The sequence below is a fragment of the Niveispirillum sp. SYP-B3756 genome (genome assembly GCF_009495745.1).
Lineage (GTDB): Bacteria > Pseudomonadota > Alphaproteobacteria > Azospirillales > Azospirillaceae > Niveispirillum.
Genome location: NZ_WIDQ01000027.1, coordinates 19,168 through 35,880 on the forward strand (window position 1 = coordinate 19,168; position 16,713 = coordinate 35,880).

General features: G+C 60.3%; 10 protein-coding genes and 1 pseudogene. 6 read left to right on the forward strand and 5 right to left on the reverse strand.

Features of this window, described 5'->3' with window-relative positions:
• Positions 1 to 7 precede the first annotated feature (7 nt).
• Positions 8 to 1,021 carry a BMP family ABC transporter substrate-binding protein gene (locus GE253_RS24665; RefSeq protein WP_153206821.1) on the reverse strand — a complete coding sequence of 338 codons (1,014 nt, stop codon included), beginning with the start codon at positions 1,019 to 1,021 and terminating at the stop codon, positions 8 to 10.
• A 261-nt stretch (positions 1,022 to 1,282) separates the two neighbouring features.
• Between GE253_RS24665 and GE253_RS24670 the strand changes: the two genes are divergently transcribed.
• A complete protein-coding gene (locus GE253_RS24670) occupies positions 1,283 to 3,340 on the forward strand; it encodes a PhoX family phosphatase (protein ID WP_153206822.1) in 2,058 nt (685 codons plus the stop codon).
• A 111-nt stretch (positions 3,341 to 3,451) separates the two neighbouring features.
• Positions 3,452 to 5,056, forward strand: a complete 1,605-nt coding sequence (locus GE253_RS24675) for an alkaline phosphatase D family protein (protein ID WP_247878857.1) — start codon at positions 3,452 to 3,454, stop codon at positions 5,054 to 5,056.
• Between the two features lie 177 nt (positions 5,057 to 5,233).
• Here GE253_RS24675 and GE253_RS24680 read toward each other — a convergent pair whose 3' ends face one another.
• Positions 5,234 to 6,451 carry a methyl-accepting chemotaxis protein gene (locus GE253_RS24680; RefSeq protein ID WP_348770950.1) on the reverse strand — a complete coding sequence of 406 codons (1,218 nt, stop codon included), beginning with the start codon at positions 6,449 to 6,451 and terminating at the stop codon, positions 5,234 to 5,236.
• Positions 6,452 to 6,685: 234 nt separating this feature from the next.
• Between GE253_RS24680 and GE253_RS24685 the strand changes: the two genes are divergently transcribed.
• The gene (locus GE253_RS24685; RefSeq protein ID WP_153206823.1) at positions 6,686 to 7,087 is read left to right on the forward strand and encodes a hypothetical protein; all 402 of its coding nucleotides are present in this window, start codon (positions 6,686 to 6,688) and stop codon (positions 7,085 to 7,087) included.
• 6 nt (positions 7,088 to 7,093) lie between these two features.
• Here GE253_RS24685 and GE253_RS24690 read toward each other — a convergent pair whose 3' ends face one another.
• Positions 7,094 to 7,792 (reverse strand): hypothetical protein, encoded by a 699-nt coding sequence (locus GE253_RS24690; RefSeq protein ID WP_153206824.1) that lies wholly within the window; start codon positions 7,790 to 7,792, stop codon positions 7,094 to 7,096.
• A gap of 287 nt (positions 7,793 to 8,079) precedes the next feature.
• Here GE253_RS24690 and GE253_RS24695 point away from each other — a divergent pair, with 287 nt between their 5' ends.
• Together GE253_RS24695 and GE253_RS24700 are read left to right on the forward strand one after the other, a co-directional pair.
• Positions 8,080 to 10,059 (forward strand): hypothetical protein, encoded by a 1,980-nt coding sequence (locus GE253_RS24695; protein WP_153206825.1) that lies wholly within the window; start codon positions 8,080 to 8,082, stop codon positions 10,057 to 10,059.
• 26 nt (positions 10,060 to 10,085) lie between these two features.
• A complete protein-coding gene (locus tag GE253_RS24700; RefSeq protein WP_153206826.1) occupies positions 10,086 to 11,939 on the forward strand; it encodes a tetratricopeptide repeat protein in 1,854 nt (617 codons plus the stop codon).
• A 38-nt stretch (positions 11,940 to 11,977) separates the two neighbouring features.
• On the opposite strand, the gene GE253_RS24705 is transcribed toward GE253_RS24700, so the two are convergent.
• A complete protein-coding gene (locus GE253_RS24705) occupies positions 11,978 to 13,390 on the reverse strand; it encodes an HlyD family type I secretion periplasmic adaptor subunit (RefSeq protein WP_173012828.1) in 1,413 nt (470 codons plus the stop codon).
• 8 nt (positions 13,391 to 13,398) lie between these two features.
• The gene (locus tag GE253_RS24710; RefSeq protein ID WP_211101584.1) at positions 13,399 to 15,522 is read right to left on the reverse strand and encodes a peptidase domain-containing ABC transporter; all 2,124 of its coding nucleotides are present in this window, start codon (positions 15,520 to 15,522) and stop codon (positions 13,399 to 13,401) included.
• 443 nt (positions 15,523 to 15,965) lie between these two features.
• Here GE253_RS24710 and GE253_RS24715 point away from each other — a divergent pair.
• Positions 15,966 to 16,713 (forward strand): annotated as a pseudogene (locus tag GE253_RS24715) (heme utilization protein); the annotation flags it as partial.

Genomic DNA, 16,713 nt, shown 5'->3' on the forward strand with positions numbered 1-16,713 from the left:
ATGGGCCTTAATAGACGCAGCTATCTTTGTCGCTGTAATTCACGACATGGCGGGTGCCGGCCTTGATTTCATCCGCCGCCTTGGTCACGGCGGCCAGCATTTCCGGGGTGATCAGGGACCGGTTATTCTCATCCAGCGCCCAGCCTACACCTTCCTCTGTCAGGCCCAACCGTTGATGGCCGGGTTTCCAGGTGCCGTCCATCACGCCCTTGAAGGCGTTATAGGCCGCCACATCCACGCGTTTGATCATGCTGGTCAGCACATGGCCGGGGAACAGGTGGTTCTGGTTGCTGTCCACGCCGATGCCCTGCTTGCCGGCATCGGCGGCGGCCTGCAGCACGCCCAGGCCCGTCTGGCCGGCGGCGGCGAAAATCACATCCGCCCCCCGGTCCATCTGGCTTTTCGCCAGTTCGCTACCGCGCGTGGGGTCGGCCCAGGCGGTCGGCGTTGAGCCGGCCATGTTCGAAATCACCTTGGCGTCAGGCTTGGTCGCCTTCACGCCCTGCTCATAGCCGCAGACGAACCGGCGGATCAGCGGAATATCCATGCCGCCGACGAATCCGACCGTCCCAGTCTTCGACGCCAGGGCCGCCAGCACGCCAACCAGATAAGAGCCCTCATGCTCGGCGAATTCCACTGACTGCACATTGGGCAGATCGACCACCCCGTCGATCAGGGTGAAGCGGACATCGGGATATTCCCTGGCCACCTTTTCCACCGACGGGGCCATGGAAAAGCCGACGGCGACAATCACCTTGGCATTGCGGGCCGCCAGCCGCCGCAGGAACTGTTCCCGCTGCGCCTCGTTGGTGATCTCAAACCAGCGGAAATTGACCCCGGTATCGGCCCGGAATCGCTCCGCCCCCTGGTTGGCCCCTTCATTGAAGGATTTGTCGAACCGGCCGCCCATGTCAAAGACGATGGCAGGGGCGAATGTCTTCTCGGATTCAGCGCCGGGGGCGGCTGCGACCACAGAAAGGGTAAGGGCGGCCGCGCAGGCGGCACGGCGAAAAAAATTCATCGGCACCGTTCCGAAAATAGGCTGTAGGCACCCGTACCCTTCAAGGATCGGAAAGCCACCATCACACCAGCCGCACAAGCTAGCCAGTTCGTCGGGCGGGGGCAAGATGTGGTGGATATTTTGTTTCGCGGCCGGACAGAGGGGGCTTGTCCGCAGCACTGTCAAATAACTGTAGCATCATGGGGCTATAAGCAGCGCCATACGTTTGACACCACCGGCCCGGCCCTCGGCCCGGTTCCGGCCCATTGGAGTTTCTGGCCCATGTCCGTTGACAGCATCACCCTGGAAGAGTTCGAAGCGGTCCAGAATCGCGGCAGCAGCCCGGAGAGCGAACCGACCTTCGGTGAAGTGGTGCAACAGCGTCTGGGCCGCCGCAACATCTTGCGCGGTCTGCTGGGCACGGCGGCCATCGCCGCCTTTGGTCCGGCCGTGCCGCTGCCCGACGGGATCGCCGATGCCGCCGCCCAGGCCGCCCCCGCCGCCGGCAAGGCGGGCAAGGACGGGTTCAGCTTTGTGTTTGAGGAAATCGCGCGCGGGGTTGATGATCACCACCATGTCGCCGCCGGCCATGATGCCGATGTGCTGCTGCGCTGGGGTGAGCCCTTGTTCGCCGACAGCCCGGAATTCGACCCCTATAAGCAGACGGCCGACAGCCAGTTGAAGCAGTTCGGCTATAATAACGACTTCACCGCCTTCATGCCGCTGCCGCTGGGGTCCAGCAGCGCCGATCACGGCCTGCTGTGGGTGAACCATGAATATACCATCGCCGAACTGATGTTCCCCGGCCTGGTGCCGGAAGGCCAGGATCGTTACGCCCCCGAAGCGATCACCAAGGAGATGGCGGAAATCGAAATGGCCGCCCATGGTGGTTCCATCGTCGAGATCAAGCGCGGCAAGGATGGCAAATGGGCCTATGTGCGCGGCAGCAAATATAACCGCCGCATCAGCGCCCTGAAGACGGCGATGAATATCACCGGCCCCGCCGCCGGCCATGCCCGCATGAAGACCAAGGCCGATCCGGAAGGCCGTACCGTCATCGGCATGATGAATAACTGCGCCGGTGGCATGACCCCCTGGGGCACGGTTCTGTCGGGGGAGGAGAATGTCGACGGCTATTTCATGGGCAAGATCGACCAGACCCACCCGGAACAGCGCAATTACGACCGTATGACTATCCCGTCCCCCTTCTATCAATGGGGTCGGTTCGATGAGCGGTTCGATGTCAACAAGGCGCCTTATGAGGCCAACCGGTTCGGCTGGATCGTGGAGATTGATCCCTATGATCCTACCAGCACCCCGCGCAAGCTGACGGCCCTTGGCCGCTTCAAGCATGAAGGGGCGGGGGTGCATCTGAATAAGGATGGCCATGTCATCGTCTATATGGGCGATGATCAGAAGTTCGAGCATGTCTATCGCTTCGTTTCCAAGGGCAAGTTCAACCCGGCCGACCGCAAGGCCAACATGAAACTGCTGGAGGAGGGCACCCTGTCCGTTGCCCGCTTCGATGCCGATGGCAGCGTTACCTGGCTGCCGCTGGTGCATGGCCAGGGGCCGCTGACAGCCGCCAATGGCTTCAAGGATCAGGGCGATGTGCTGATCAGCGCCCGGCTGGCCGCCACGCATCTGGGTGCCACCCGCATGGACCGGCCGGAGGATATCGAGGTCAATCCCAAGACCGGCCGCGTCTATGTGATGCTGACCAACAATGATGACCGGGCCAAGGCTGACCCGATCCACCCGGTGCAGGCCCAGGTGAACCCGGCCAATCCGCGTCCGGCCAATAGCTGGGGCCATATCGTGGAAATGCTGCCGCCCGGCGATGACCATACGGCCAGCACCTATAAGTGGGAAATCCTGCTGAAGGCCGGCAACCCGGCCGATCCGAAAACGGGTGCCAGCTTCAATGCCGCCACCACGGCCAATGGCTGGTTCGCCTGCCCGGATAATTGCGCCTTTGACAGCATGGGCCGCCTGTGGGTGGGCACCGACCAGGGCAATAAGTGGCAATGGACCAGCGGCGATGCCGACGGCATCTGGGCGGTGGAAACCGAAGGCCCGTTGCGCGGCACGGCCCGCATGTTCTTCCGTGTGCCGATCGGGGCGGAGATGACCGGCCCCAGCTTCAACCCGGATGATTCGGCCCTGTTCCTTTCTGTCCAGCACCCCGGTGCCGATGGGGTGGAGAAGGTGACGAAGAGCGGCGGCCGCGCCACCTTCGCCGATCCCGGCACCCGCTGGCCGGATTTCAAGCCCACCCTGCCGCCGCGCCCGTCCGTGGTGGTGGTCAGCCGCAAGGGCGGTGGGCCCATCGGGGTGTAACCTATCCAGGGGGCGTGCGGCGGCACGTCCCCTTGTTTTTGCCATGGCTTTGATGGCAGAAGCCCTTTGGCGGCCATTACAGGGCCGCCATTTCTCTTTCTGTCAGGTTCGATGATGAAGCCCGTCCTGCCCGCGCCCTTGCTTGCCACCCGCCGCCAGTTACTGCGCCTTGCCGGCGGTGCCGCCGTGGCGGCCCTGGCGGTGCCATCCATGGTGCGCCCGGCTTTCGGGCAGATGAATTTCCTGGATTATCCGTTCCAGCTGGGCGTCGCCTCGGGCGATCCCTTGCCGGACGGTTTCGTCATCTGGACAAGGCTGGCCCCGCGCCCGCTGGAAGCCGATTACGGCATGGCCAAGGAAGTCATCCTGGTTAACTGGGAAGTCTCCACCGACGACCAGTTCAAGAATATCGCCGCTAAGGGGCAGGCCAAGGCCCATCCCGAACTGGGCCATGCCGTGCATGTGGAAGTGACGGGGCTGCAGCCCGGCCGCCCCTATTATTATCGCTTCCGCTGCGGGGGTGAGCGTTCGCCCCAGGGTGTGGCGCGAACAGCACCGGCCGCCGGCGCACCGCTGCAAAAGCTGCGTTTCGGCGTGGTCGGCTGCCAGAATTACGAACAGGGCTTCTTCACCGCCTATAATCTGCTGGCGCGGGAAGAGCTGGATTTCGTCTATCATTATGGCGATTACATTTATGAAAGCGGCGGTCGGCCCTTCTATTTCAGCCGCAATACCAACCGGGCGGAACCGACACCGCGCCTGACAGGATTGCCGGAATCCTATTCGCTGGATGATTACCGGCGCCGTTACGCCGTCTATAAGATGGATACCGATCTGCAGCAGGCCCATATGGCGGCCAGTTGGATCACCGTCTGGGATGATCACGAAATCGTCGATAATTGGGTCAGCGATTTTGACAAGGACGGCACGCCGCCGGAAATTTTCCGCCTGCGCCGGGCCGCCGCCGCCCAGGCCTATTACGAACATATGCCGCTGCGCCGCAGTTCCATTCCCAATGGACCGGATATCCAGCTGTTCCGTCGCTTCGCCTTTGGTGATCTGCTGGATATGCATGTGCTGGACACGCGTCAATATCGCAGCGACCAGCCCTGCAATGACGGTTTCCGCCCGGCCTGCCCGGCGGTGGATGACCCCGCCCTGACGGTGATGGGCGACCGGCAGGAAGCCTGGCTGTTCGATAATATGGCCAAATCGACCGCGCGCTGGAACAGCTTGGCCCAGCAGGTGATGATGATGGCCTGCGATCGGGAGCCGGGGCCCGAGGATATCCGCAACATGGATAGCTGGGATCCCTATCGCGTGGCCCGCAAGCGGCTGTTGCGGCATCTCAGCGACAATAATATCCGCAATACCGTGGTGTTGACCGGTGATGAGCACCAGAATTTTGCCGGCGATCTCAAGCTCGATCCGATGGACCAGTCGACGCCCGTGGTAGCAACCGAATTCGTCGTCACCTCCATTTCCTCGGGCGGGGATGGCAGCGACATGCGCCCCAATGCCAAGGGAATGCTGGCAGAAAACCCGCATATCAAGCTGATCAATGATCAGCGCGGCTATGGCATCTGTGACGTGAACCACAAACGGTTCGAGATGGAATTCAAGGTGCTGGACAAGGTGACGGAGCGGGGGGGCAAATTGTCCACCCGTGCCAAATTCGCCGTCGATCCCAAAAAGCCAGGGGTTCAGAAGGCATGAGAGTCCGTTAGAGAGCTTTCTCTTATTTTCCAATACTTTAACCGTCATTCCCGCGAAGGCGGGAATGACGGTGGAGAAAGGGTAAGGTTTCGAAAAGCTCGATAACGTTCCGGGCAAACACGGAGCCCCAACCATGCGGACGCGCCGACTTCCCCGGCGCGTCAGGGCAAAAGACCTTTACGCCACTGCTTCCAGTGGTGTCTGCACGATCAGGCCGTACCAGCCCAGGCCTTTATAGGTTTCATAGCCGGGGGTCAGGGCAAAGGCCACCATGGTGCCATCGTCTGCCTGATAATAGCCCATATCCCGCCCGCCGGTTTTCAGCGGATAGGTGCCCATGGCCAGAAGCGCCCGGTCAGAGGCTGCCAGCACGCGGAAGTTACTGTCCACGATCAGGCATTTGGTGCGGTTGTTCAGCCGTTCATCCTGGGTCAGGCGCACGCCATCGACCACGGTTCCGGCCTGGGGGGCCCAATCGAAGAAGATGCCCAGCACGCCCAGCGGACGGCCGGTTTCCGCCCCGCCTGCGCGGATAGCGGTGGCATAGGTGGCGACCGGTTGCCCCGCCAGAGCCGGATTGATGGCGACATCGGCCACGGCAAATTCCCCACCATGGCGGGTGGCCATGGCGTTGAGGAACCAATCCTGGTCGGCCACCGACTGGCCGCGTACCCCATAGCGCTGGGGGCGGCCATTAGCGATGACCTGCCCATCTGCATCCGCCACCCAGATATCCAGATAGACTGTATAGGATTTCAAAATCACGCCCAGCCGTTCCGCCGCATAGGCCGCCGTTGCTGCCGAGGGTGTCTCCAGCGCCTGGACCATGGCGCTGTCGGTGGCCCACCAGCGCACGTCGCAGGAGCGTTCATAGAGATTGCGATCGATGATATCGATCATGTTCAGCGCCAGATCGGCCAGGCGCTGTCCCCGGATCGATCCCACCAGTTCCTGACCCAACCGGTGCAGCCGGTGCGCGCTGCCGACAATCTCATCCCGCATCCGGCTGGCCGCTTCATCGATCTCGCTGGAAATCGATTGTACTTCCGCCGCAACAACACCGAAGCCGGCGCCGTGGCTGCCAGCCCGTGCCGCCTCGATCTTGGCATTCAGCGCCAGTATTTTTGTCCGGCGGGTGATGTCGCCGATGGCCCCGGTGCGCAGTGCCGAAACGTCAGCCACCTCCCGCGCCAAGGCAATGATGGTTTCCGGTGAGGCGGCATCGCCACTGGTTGGGGTTGAATTCAGTTCCGACCTGGCCAGATTGCGCATCATGCTCGTCACGTACGGTACCTGCTGGATTGATTTGTTACGATTATTTTGCTCTTGCTCTTTTTCTGGAGCTTTCAGGGTCCGAATATTATCAATGATTTTATGAATAACCAGTCCAAATATTAGGCACTAATGAAAGGGAAAGGCGCTTCAAGGCGCAGTTTTTTCAGTGTTTCCGGGAGGTATTGCCCGCTTTGGCAGCGCCGCTGAGTTCGATTGCCTGATTCATGGGCGGCACCGGTACGGTGCCCCCGATTGCAGAATCGGGGTGTGGAACGGCTGGACGTCGGCCATTTTCATGCTATAGCGCAAGGCAGATGCCGGTCCATGTGCCGGTCCTCGCCAAGGGAAACGGGAATGGCCGCACTCTATGTGGCGCGCAGCGCCAATATCTGCCAATGGGCCTCGGATGTCGGGCTGGGCAAGAACATCTTCAAGGTCGGTGTCTGCGATGGCGACCCGGCGGTCCTGCTGGCCAAAGGTATGGCCGGCGAAACCGATTGGAAGCTGCTGAAGCAGGTGGAAACCGATCTGGATGAAATGACCGTACTGGAACGTCTGGGCAAGCGGCAGAAACAGGTGGACCCCACATATTATCCCCGCATCAAGGGCGAACTGGGACTGTACAAGCTGACAGATACCGATGTGCAGCGCCACATCGTGCTGGCCCGCGCCCTGGAGGGGGAGAGCGAGCGGGCGCCCATCCGCCTGAAGCCGGTGGATTATGCCAATTACCTGATCAGCAACGCCCTGCGCTGAGCCGCGTCAGGGCGGGCTGTCCAGGGCGAACAGCATCACCACGCCCCGGCGCTGGTTGTCCGCATCGCCGGCTTGTTTGGGCAGGCGCAGGCTTGTCCGGCAGGCCGCATCCATCGGGGCGGCCAGCGCGCTTTGGACGAAGCTGCTGAAGGTGGGGTCGCTCATATCCTTGTTGCCGGCCAGGAAGGCAGCCCCACGCACCTGGCCCGCATCATCGAAGTAAACCCCGATCTCCGCCCGCATATTGCCATTGCCGGCCGGGACGGCGGGGGGCGTCCAGCAATCCATCAGCTGGCTGCGCAGGGCGGGCCCCGCCTCCCCGTTCAAGGCTTCGATCTTCGCCCACATCACCGGCGGGGCCGGGGCATCCACAATGGACGGCTCCCCCTGGCGATGCGCCGGTGGCATCGGGGCGGCATTATTCCTGGCTTGCGGTTTGACGGCAGGTTTCTTTGGTTGAGCGGGCGCCGGAGTTGGCGCCGGCACCTGTTCCGGCTTGGCACGCAGCCGCGCCAACTCGGCGAAGCGCCCGTTGGGATAGGTGTTGAGATAGGCCTGGAACTCTGCCGGATTCCGGCTGTCGCGGATGCTCTCCCAGAAAACCAGCTCCGGGTCGGCGGGGGCAGGTTGCGGGGTATGCGTGGTGCAACCGGCCAGACCCAGCAGCAGCAGCCCGAACCCAAGATTACGAAAAACGCCTGCCACCACCATTCCCCCTTGGTTACCGGCAACAAATACTGTTGACCACCAAAGGTGCCAAGCCTTTATCGTCATCTTCGGCATTTCAGCTTAAGCCGTGGCATCCCCCATCAACTGTGGGTATAAACAAAAAGTTGGAGGGACGCGCGCCCCCCAGGTTCTTGAATGCCAAAGCGATCTGGCAAATCGCGGGGATCGTCTGACGTGCCGCCGACCTGCTTCCAGCGGTTGTTGCGGGGCACAGGGCGCTGGCCAGTAATGATCTGGGGGCGACGAAACAACGGGGATTCGCAGTGCAGCATCTGAGCGCGCTTGATGTCATGAATGGTGCCAACAAGCTGGCGGCCGGCGGTGCCGTGCCGGCCGCGATCGGCCTTTATAAGACATGGATCGACAGTCACCCTGGCGATCCAATGCTGCCAGCCGTTCTGTTTAATTACGGCGTCCTGCTGGGTGAAACCCATGACGATCAGGCCGCCCTGCACGCCTATAATGAGGCGATCCGGCTGAAGACGGACCTGGTGCCGGCCCATATCAATCTCGCCTCTGTGCTGGAACGGCTGGGGGCAGATGAGATGGCTTTGCAGTTTTGGGGCAATGCCATCAGCCTGACGGCTTCGGTTACCGATGTTGCCATGGGGTATCGGATGGCCGCGCTGAAACAGCGGGCACGTGTTCTGACCAAACTGCACCGCACGGTGGAGGCGGAGGAGGCGCTGCGCCTGTCGCTGGAGACCAACCCCAACCAGCGCGAAGTCATTCAGCATTATGTTTCGACGCGGCAGCGGCTCTGCCGGTGGCCGGTGATCAACCCCGTAGCAGGCCTGAGCGCATCACAAATTGTCGGCACCCTGGCACCGTTGAGCATGGCGATCTATACCGACGATCCGATGCTCAATCTGGCTGCCGCCCATGGCTATACCCGCCATGAAGTTGGCTGGCCTGACGAGTTTTACCAACTTGAGGATTATCGCGGCCGGCCGCGCGCGGCTGACGGCCGGTTGCGCATCGGCTATCTGTCGTCCGATTTACGGGCCCATGCCATCGGCTATCTGACGGCGGAGATGCTGGCGTTGCATGACCGCACGAAGGTGGAAGTCTTTGCCTTCTTCTGCGGTTTCAAGGGCGAAGATCCGATCAAGGCCCGCATCCGCGACAGTGTGGAACATTGGATTGATATCAATGACCTGAATGATGCGCAGGCGGCCGCGCTGATCCGGGAAAAGCAGATCGATATCCTGATCGATATCAACGGCCATACAAAGGATGGGCGCACCCGGATGCTGGCGTGCCGGCCGGCGCCGGTGATTGTGAACTGGCTAGGTTATGCCGGCACCATGGGTTCACCTTATCATCAATATATCATCGCCGACGATTTCATCATTCCCCCGGAACTGGAGAAATATTACTCGGAAAAGGTGGTGCGACTGCCCTGCTACCAGCCCAATGACAGGCGGCGCGGCACGGCCGACAAGACGCCGACCCGCGCGGAAGTGGGGCTGCCGGAGGATGCGGTGGTTTTCTGCAGCTTCAACGGTTCGCAGAAGATTTCGCCTTTCACCTTTGCCCGCTGGATGGATGTGCTGCGGCAGGTTGATAATTCCGTGCTGTGGGTGCTGTGCGGGCAGGAAGTAGTGGAGCAGCGGTTGCGTGAAGAGGCGGCGTGCCAGGGGGTCGATCCTGGCCGGCTGATCTTTGCCCCCAGCCTGCCCAATGCGGCGCATCTGGCCCGCTATACCCTGGCTGACCTGTTTCTGGACAGCCTGCCTTATGGCGCCCACACAACGGCCTCCGATGCCCTGTGGATGGGAGTGCCGGTGATTACCGTGCCGGGGCGCAACTTCGCCGCCCGCGTCTGCGCCAGTCTGGTGCGGGCGGCTGGAATGCCGGAACTGATTTGCGACAGTCCGCAAGCCTATGTGAATCTGGCTGTGGAACTGGGACGGGATTCGGCGCGTCGCCTGGCCTTGCGCGAAAAATTGCGGGCGCAGCGCGACACATGTGTTCTGTTCGATACCAACCTGTTCGTGCGGGAGATGGAAGCATTGTGCGAACGCCTCTGGCAGGATTGGCAAGAGGATAAGGTACCCCGACCCGATCTCACCAACCTTGATCTTTACCTGGAAATCGGCGCGGGTCTGGATCACGGCACGGTGGAAACCAGTTTTATTCCTGATTACGAGGAACGCTATCGGGCGATACTGGCACGCCGTAATAGCTATACGCCGGTGCCCTATGACAATCGTCTCTGGCCCGCCCCAGACCAGCTGTGAATCGATTCTGACGAAAAGATGGAGACATGGCTGTGACCATGGATTTTGCACCGCAATTTACCCTGATCGCGCGTCGACCGAATGTGGCTGCCATGCCGTTGGGGGAGCAGGTCTGGCTGCGCAGCATCATGCCGCAACTGGATTTCCCCAAGCTGAGCGCCCTGGTCGATCAGGCCCGGCCTCACACGCCGGCAATCCTGGTGGAGATTTATAAGCTGTGGTTGGAAGTTCACGGTAACGTGGCCCCGGGCGCTGCCGGTGTCTGGTTCAATCTCGGGGTTGAACTCTCCGCGGCCGGTGACAGTGCAAACGCTGTCACGGCTTACCAGAATGCGCTGCTGATAAAGCCCGACCTTTATCAGGCGTCCTATAATCTGGGGATTGTCAAAAGCGGGGCGGGGGATGCGGATGGGGCCATCGCCATATGGCGGGCGGCTTTGCAGCCCGACGATGCGCGCACCATGCTGTTGAACCAGATTGGGCGTGTCCTGGAGGAAAAGCGCGATCTTGATGCGGCGCAGCAGACACTTTACCGCTCGCTGTTAACCAATCCAAATCAACCTGATGTCATTCAGCATTGGAGTCTGAACCGGCAGGCCGTCTGTGACTGGCCGGTGTTTGGCCCCTCCGTTCCGGGCATGACGCCGGAGGGATTGAAACGTTATTCCGGTCCTCTTTCAGCCCTGTCCTTGTTCGACCGGGTGGCAGACCAGATGCAGATTGCCGCGGAATGGCTGGATCGCAAGATTCCGCCCGCGCCCCACCATTTGGCGCCGCCGGAGGGGTATCGGCATGATCGAATCCGCATTGGTTATATGTCGTCCGACTTTTGTGCCCACGCCATGAGCTTTCTGATCGTTGAGCTGCTGGAACGGCATGACCGGTCAAAATTCGAGGTGTTTGGTTATTGCTCCTCGCGTGAGGATGGCAGCGATATTCGCCGTCGCGTGATTGCAGCACTGGATCACCATATTCCGGTCTCCCATTTGAAAGATGCCGAGCTGGCGCAGCGCATCCGGGCGGATGAGATCGACATTCTTATCGATCTCAACGGTTTGACCAAGGGTGCCCGGCTGGAGACATTGCGCTGGAAGCCGGCACCGGTACAGGCAACATATCTCGGTTATATTGGCGGGTTGCCGATCCCGGAGCTGGATTACCTGATCGCCGACCGTCATGTGATACCGCCGGAAATTGCCGATCAATACCGTCCCAAGCCGCTATATCTGGATGATCTCTATCAGGCCAATGATAGCCGTCCGCCCTTTTTGCCACCGGTCAGCCGGGAAGGGGAGGGGCTACCTTTGGATAAGTTTATCTTCTGCTCCTTCTCCAACCATTACAAGCTGACCGAGGAGATGTTCGATGTCTGGATGGAAATCCTGCATCGGGTGGAACATGGTGTGCTCTGGCTTGTCAGCGACAATGAAAGGGCGCGGGAGAATATTCTCGGCCATGCCGGCCGCCGGGGTATTGGACCTGAACGCTTGATCTTTGCCAAGCGCGTCTCTCCTGACCATTACCGGGCCCGGATGGCGCTGGCGGATCTGTTTTTGGATACCACGCCCTATAATGCAGGCACGGTAGCCAGCGATGCCCTGCGGGTGGGGTTGCCTCTTCTGACCCTTCAGGGGGAGCCTTTTGCCTCCCGCATGGCCAGCGCCTTGCTGAACGCTATTGGCCTGCCTGAACTGGTGACGACCAGTCGCACCGATTATATCGATCTGGCTGTATCGCTGGCCCATGAAGGTGAGCGTTACAACGCCCTGCGGTCACGGCTAACCGGTGGCGAAGCATGGCTGCGCAGCATCGGCAACACCGAACGATTCACCCGTCAGTTCGAGGCGGCGATGGAGAGTGTTCTTAAACGTCCGAGGTGATGAGGGTGGTGCGCCTTGATCATCCAAGGCGCACCTGTTCAGGGCTCACGAATGGCCTCGCTCAGGCCGCGGGTGATGGGGTAGAGGAAATAGGACAATATACTGCGCTGCCCCACCTTGATTTCGGCGCGGACCGTCATGCCGGGGGTAAGCCGGGCTCCTTCCGGCATATTGGTCAGTTCGGTCGATAGCAGTTCCACCCGACCCCGGTGCAGCGCCCCGCTATCGGCAGGAAGCGGGGCACGCTGCGCATCGGTTTGCTCAATCATACCATTGGGGGCGAATGATTCCTGGCTGACCGACAGCAGTTTACCCTTGATGACACCATGGCGCTGGAAGGGAAAGGCATCCACCTTCACCTCAACCGGATCGCCCTGTTTGGTATAGCCAACATCGGCCGAACGGATGGTGATCTCCGCTATCAGAGGCACATGGCTTGGTATCATGGAGATCAGGGCCTCCGCCTCGCGTGCGACAGACCCGGCTGACCGTTTGGCAACCTCCAGAACGATACCATCCTGGGGGGCGGTCATCCTGACCAGATCGCTGATCCGCACCGCCTTGATCAACGCTTCGTCGATCTGTACGGCTTGATTGCGTACCCTCACCAACTCCTCCAGCAACTCACGCTGCCATTTATCAATGAAGGATTGCCGCTCCGCCAGCTTGGCAGACAGGCTGGAATTCAGCTCGTTCAGTTTGTTGGTTGTGTTCTGCAGGCTGCGTTCGGCCTGCAGGCGAACAGATCTGGCGTCCAGCAGTTGCAGCCGGGACCCTGTCTGACCCCGAAACAGCTCATCGCGCAGATTTTCCACATCCTGCGCCACCGCAAGCTGTTCGCTCAACGATGTGCGGTCGTCCTGTGCTGTGCGCAGACCGGCACGCAGGTTGGCAATTTCCCCGTCGAATGAGGCCAGTGTCGATGCATATTGTGCTTGGCGCTGCTTATGAAGGTTGACCTGCAAGATCACATCCGGGTCTTCGGATTCCTCCATATCCGGCGGCAATGCATTACCAGCTACCTCCAGATCCAGCCGCTGGAGCTGAGCGATTATGGATCGCTGCTGGGCCGACAGGCTTGCCTTGTCGGCGCCGGCAAAAGTGGGGTCCAATGTGGCGAGCACCTGTCCCTTCTTTACCTCGTCGCCCGGCTTCACACTGATCTCGCGGACGATCGACCGCTCCAGGGGCTGCAGAACGATCACTGGGCTATCCGACAGCAGGCGTCCTGTGCCTGCCACCACCATATCCACTTCAACGATACCGGAGATGGTGATCAACAAAACAAATAAGGTGGCGACCGCCAGATGCGGTTTGCCAAGGATTGCCGGCGGCGGCTCACCGATCACCACTTCCAGATCTTCCTGGAAAGGCAACGCCTCCGGGGCCACAATATTTGCCGGCACCGTCTCCATACGTCGACGCAGAATGGCCGGGAGCAGCTTTTTCAAGGGCGCGTTCATTGGATGTGCTGCGTCTGGGTTTGCCATAGGTGTCGATAGATCTCACAGCGTTCGAGCAGCACGGAATGGGGGGCGAAATCCACCAGTTCGCCCTGCTCCAGCACGATGATCTTGTCTGAGGTCACCAGCGAGGAGAGGCGATGTGAAACGATGATCATCGTTCGTCCCCGGGCAATGTCGGACAGGTTCCGTTGCACGATGGCTTCACTCTCCGGGTCCAGGGCGCTGGTCGCCTCATCGAAGATCAACAGTCGCGGGCGCGTCAGCAGTGCCCGCGCGATGGCCAGTCGCTGCCGTTGTCCGCCGGAGAAGTTTGCCGCATTCTCCTCAACGAAGGTATCATAGCCCATGGGTAACCGGTTGATGAATTCATCCGCCCCCGCCATCCGTGCCGCGTCCAATATCTCTGGCATCTGGGCGTCCGGCCGGGCGGCAGCGATATTGTCGCGGATGGTGCCGCGGAACAGCAGATTGTCCTGGAGAACCACGCCGATTGACCGCCGCAGGTGATTGAGGTCGATATATCGAAGATCGACCCCATTCAACTGGATCATCCCTTCCTGCGGCGTGTGAATGGCCTGAATCAGCCTGGTGATCGTCGTTTTGCCGGATCCGGAGCGCCCCACCACCCCGATGACCTGTCCTTCTTCCACAGTGAAGGAAACATGCCGCAGCGCCGGGTTGGCGGCAGCGCTATAGCGGAAACTGACACTATCGAACACCATGTCGCCGGTGATCACAGGACGGGAAGGTCGTGAACGGCCGGATCGTTCCGGTGCCGAGTTCATTACGGTACCCAGCATCTTCACTGAAAGGGAAGCCTCCTGATATTCATTGATCAGTGCCACCATCTGGACCAGCGGGCCTGTCACGCGCCCTGACAACATGTTGAAGGCGACCAGCGCGCCCAGGCTGAGGCTGCCATTGAACACCTCCACGGCGCCAACTGCCAACACACTGATCTGCATCAGTTTTTCCAGGCCATTGGTGAGGACGCTGCCAAGCGCGCCGATCCGGCCGACCGACGCGTGCCGCCGCACGGCCTGCGCCACCTTATTATCCCATTCCCTTTGGCGCAGCGGTTCCAGCACCAGCGACTTCACGGCGCGCATCCCATGGATCGTCTCCACGAGATGCGCCTGGCGCGCCCCCTCGGTCTGATAGAGTCGATCCAGTTCTGCCCGGAAGCGGGGGACCATGCCGCCAATCACGCAGGCGATGGCAACCGAATAGGCCATCACCACACCGGTCAAGGTTCCGGAATAAAATACCAGAAGAACGATCAGGATCGGTAAGGTGGCGGCATCCAGAATGACCTGGAACAGCCGGCCGGTAAGGAAATGTCGAAGTTTTTCCGTTTGTTGCAGGTGTCTGACCAGAACGCCGGCTGTGTTGGTCTCGAAGAAGGAGAGGGGTAGACCCAGCAGATGCCGGAATGTGCGAGATGTCAGCCGTGCATCGATTTTATTTGATGCTAAAAGCATAAGGTTTTGACGGACATAACTGAAAAATCCATCAAACATCGTCAAGACGATAAAGATCAGCACGACGGCAAACAACGTCTGATAGCTCTGGTGATTGATAACCTTGTCGATCAGAACCTGGAAAAGCATGGGTATGCCCAGGCCGATCAGGTTTGCCATCAGTGCTGCTATGGCGACCCCGCGAAAAAACTTTGCATGGCGGACGATCTCGGGCATGAACCAGCGGAAGCCGAACGGCTGATTCTCGTCTGTCAGCGCGTAAACGCGCTTGCAGATAATCAACGTACCGCTCCAGTCCGCCATGAACTGTTCCGGCGTCAGCAGCTTCACCCCTTCCTGTTCGGTGATCGGGTCCAGCACGGCAGCAAAACGCTGGCCATCGGCTGCCGTTATTATATGGGCCAGCACAACCCAGGTGCCGTCATTGCGAATCGCAAAAGCTGGATAGGCTGTCCCCAACTGCCCTGCTTTCTCCCAACTACAGCGCTCCAGTACCCGCCCTTTCAGGCCGACAGCCTGCATGGCTTTCAAGGTAGAACCCTTGATGTCGTTGGCGCCACTGATGGGGAGTTCTTCTGGCGCAAGCTGTATCCCGTGATGCATGGCGATCAGGAAAAGGCAGCGCAAGGCCGTCATATGGGGGGACAAGGGAGGCCTATTATGCAGGGGGTAAACCTATCGGGCCAAAATTAAAGGGATTCTTCGAAATTCACGAGAAAAAATTCCCGACATAGTGGATTTATCCCCTTAATTCCTCATTTGACAGTCTCCTGTCCTTCTGCTGGCCCGACATAAAGGCGCAATAGAATTGAACCTTGACTCCCGCCCGAAAGAGGTATTCTATGCCCTTAGGCCCAAAAAATTTGGGTGCCTTGCTCCAAAAGGGGAATGACTCGGTCCATCATCGGGCGTGCTTTGCGCGCTTGAGGTGTGCTGTGTGTATCCGGCGTTAGGCTCCAGTTTTATCTTGGGTTTAGAGCTCGTCTGCGGGGCGGGTTCGTGAGTCTCAGGCGATGGTGTGGCAGCACCGTGTCTTGACTTGTTCCTCCAAATAAACCTGGGCGCTCGGAGCAACAGCCATGTCGGTCTCTCTCCTAAATACAACTCAAATCGCCGCGCTGACGACCACCACCATCGCCTCGCTGACCTCGACCGAACTCCGGTCACTCAGCTCGACGCAGATGGGTGCGATCACAACAGAGCAGATCCCGGCCTTCTCTGCGACGCAGATTGCGTCGCTGGGCACCACTCAAGTTGTTGGTATCAGCACAACCGCGCTCGTTGAGCTTTCATCCACGCAGCTCGTCGCGCTGACCTCGACCAACATTGGTCGTCTGTCGACCACGCAGGTCGAGGCGCTAACAACCTCTCAGGTCGGTGAGTTGACCACGAGTTGGGTGCGGGCGCTGACCTCTTCGCAGATCACCGCGCTGTCGACGACGCAGATCGGTGCGTTGGCGAGCACGCAGGTTGGTGCGCTGACGACGACACAGATACGTGGTTTTGAAACGACTGATATCGCCGCAATGACGAGCGACCAGGTTCTGGGTCTGACGTCCGGCCAGCTGACGGCGCTGACGACGACGCAGCTTGGGTCGATTGAGACGACGGATCTTGCGGTTCTGACGACGACGCAGCTGCGGGGTCTCACCTCCGCGCAGATCGCTGGTCTGACCAGCGATCAGGTGGGCGCGCTGACGGAAACGCAGCTTGGCGGCCTGACGACGACACAAATTCGTGGTCTGGAGACGGCGGATGTTGCGACGCTGACGACGACGCAGATCGGTGGTCTGGTGTCGACCCAGATGCGCGGCTTCTCGACGGCGC